The sequence below is a fragment of the Acidithiobacillus sp. TH-A36 genome, from assembly GCF_057473445.1.
In genome coordinates this window covers 1-2,216 of sequence record NZ_JBYCKP010000007.1, presented here as the reverse complement: position 1 = coordinate 2,216, position 2,216 = coordinate 1, and the positions used below count along the sequence as shown (strand labels likewise).

The 2,216-nt window shown below is 52.0% G+C and carries 5 protein-coding genes; 1 reads left to right on the top strand and 4 read right to left on the bottom strand.

Annotation, left to right across the window (positions count from 1 at the left end):
* Positions 1–677: exodeoxyribonuclease VII large subunit (gene xseA, locus AC2VLY_RS00165; protein WP_486894385.1), on the bottom strand; the 677-nt coding region annotated here is incomplete at its 3' end.
* Positions 678–807: 130 nt separating this feature from the next.
* Between xseA and trxA the strand changes: the two genes are divergently transcribed.
* On the top strand, positions 808–1,185 hold the full coding sequence (gene trxA, locus AC2VLY_RS00160) for a thioredoxin (protein WP_193649340.1): 378 nt from the start codon (positions 808–810) through the stop codon (positions 1,183–1,185).
* A 15-nt stretch (positions 1,186–1,200) separates the two neighbouring features.
* On the opposite strand, the gene AC2VLY_RS00155 is transcribed toward trxA, so the two are convergent.
* From AC2VLY_RS00155 to AC2VLY_RS00145, 3 genes are all read right to left on the bottom strand, one after another.
* Complete coding sequence (locus tag AC2VLY_RS00155; RefSeq protein ID WP_193649339.1) at positions 1,201–1,635, bottom strand: DUF3429 domain-containing protein; 435 nt, start codon at positions 1,633–1,635, stop codon at positions 1,201–1,203.
* On the bottom strand, positions 1,628–1,801 hold the full coding sequence (locus AC2VLY_RS00150) for a hypothetical protein (protein WP_193649338.1): 174 nt from the start codon (positions 1,799–1,801) through the stop codon (positions 1,628–1,630). The genes AC2VLY_RS00155 and AC2VLY_RS00150 overlap by 8 nt, the downstream gene beginning before the upstream one ends.
* 21 nt (positions 1,802–1,822) lie before the next feature.
* Positions 1,823–2,216 (bottom strand): energy transducer TonB family protein (locus tag AC2VLY_RS00145; protein ID WP_486921569.1); only part of this gene is annotated, 394 nt, incomplete at its 5' end.

Below are 2,216 nucleotides of genomic sequence, written 5' to 3'. Positions count from 1 at the left end.
ATGGCACGGGCCACCATTTCTTCATTGAAACACCAGAGATCTTCCGTGCTGCCACCACCACGGGCAAGAATCAGCACATCTTCGGTGCTGCGCGCATTGGCGCGCCCCAAGGCTTCGACAATCTGGCCGGCAGCCTGATCCCCCTGAACCAGTACCGGATAAACCATTATGGCGAGCAATGGCCAGCGTCTGGCCAGGGTTGCCCGGATATCCTGCAAGGCTGCGCCTGTCGCCGAAGTGATCACTGCTACCCGTTGTGGCCATGCGGGTAGTGGGCGCTTTAAATGGGCTTCAAAAAGCCCTTCGGCTGCGAGTTTTTCTTTTAATGCCAGAAAACGCGCCTGCAAGTCACCTTCACCGGCTTCCTGCAATTGCTCAATAATCAGCTGAAATTCACCCCGACCCTCATAGAGCGTAGGTTGTGCCAGCACCTGAATTTGCAGGCCGTTTCGTGGTTGCACCCGGCTATATGAATTTCGTTGCCGAAACATGGCGCAACGTACCTGGGCGCGACTGTCCTTGAGAGAAAAATACCAATGGCCAGAGCCCGGCGCACTGAAATTGGAAATTTCACCCTCGACGCGTAACAGCGGAAAATTGCCTTCAATAATTTCCCGGGCCGTACTGTTCAGTGCACTGACTGACAGCACCGGCATAGATTCTTCAGAAATACGCATGTCTCGACCTCATCCCTTGACCCCATCCGTCCCGCGCTTTAAGGTCAGCATATAGCATTTTACTGTCATTCGGGATGGTCCCGTCTGCCGCGCGCGATTCTGCGCAATCCTGTTTACGAGAGGACATAGCATGGCTGTAGTGGAACTTACCCAGGAAAACTTTGAACAAATGGTTACCGGAAATGACATGGTTATTGTCGATTTCTGGGCTCCTTGGTGTGCGCCTTGCAAGGCTTTTGCCCCAACTTTTGAGGCTGCAGCCGAAAAATACCCGGATATTGTTTTTGGCAAGGTAAATACGGATGTGGAACAGGAACTGGGTGCTTCCTTCCAGATTCGTTCCATTCCCACATTGACCATTTTTCGTCAGCAGATTGGTATTTTTTCCCAGGCTGGTTCGCTACCTGCCAGCGCGCTGGAAGAAGTTATCCAGCAGGCACTCGCGCTTGATATGGATAAAGTCCGTGAGGAAATTGCCAGTCAACAGGGCGAAAACACCAGTCATTGAGACGTTCACGCCGGCCTAAAAACCGGCGTATAACTGCAGTAGCAGTAATCCCAGCAGGCTTATGACTGCCGCAGTCAAGCCGCTACGCAACGGCAAAAACCAGCTTGGCAAGCTCAAGCGCTTGTTTATGCGATAATCGGCGAACCACTGTGCGATAAAGCCCAAAATCAGCAGGACCAGCGCTACGGGTGCTGACCACCATAAAGCAAAAAACCCCCATAATGCCGGAATAACACTCCACATCATCAACATGGGTGCGTCATCGCTGTGTTCACGGTTCATGGCCAGGCCCCAGTGAATGGCACCAAGAAAACTGAGAATAATAGCGGCGTACATATTACCCAAAGTTAAAGCCACCACACCGTAACCTTTCCAGAATCCCAGATTGGCAAGAATAAGGGGAATGATTCCTGCCCAACCGAGTATTCTCGCCATACGCATGCTATCCATGATGACTGTCCTTGGCTGAAGGGGAAGCACTGGAAGCCGTCGCTGCAGTACCAATACCTTTCGGTTGAATGTTGGTAAAACCAATCACGACCAGAGCGACCATGGCGGCTGCCCACAGCACCAGAAACAGCGCGAATAACAGCGGGCCAACTTTTCGTTTTTTCAAGGGATTCTCCTCATCAGTAAATCACCAGGCATTGACCCGACGCACACCCATGAAATGCATATTCAGCGGAATTTCAATTTTCCGGGTTTGGGCTGCCAGCTGCTTGGAAAAAGGCATATAGGGAAACGAAAGTCGAATAATGCGCTCAGCCGCGGCATCAAGCTCCTTGTTGCCGGAAGGATCTACCATGATGATGCGTTCCAATCCTCCCTGGGGGTTGAGCACCACTTTGACTTTCAGCTGACCCACCATAGAGCCGGGATAATTGAGATCGCCAATGCGTTCCAGCTTCTGAATCCAGCCGGCGATGTAAAAATCGGCTACCGGTCCTTTGGGGTTCTCGAATTTGGGTAAAGGGGGGCTGGAGGTAGCTTCACGCGCGGCTTGGTCCATTTGTTCCTGCAGTCTTCCCAAA

Coding starts and splice junctions, on each gene's coding strand:
- trxA (WP_193649340.1), top strand. CDS start 808: ATGGCTGTAGTGGAACTTACCCAGGAAAACTTTGAACAAATGGTTACC.
- AC2VLY_RS00155 (WP_193649339.1), bottom strand. CDS start 1,635: ATGGATAGCATGCGTATGGCGAGAATACTCGGTTGGGCAGGAATCATT.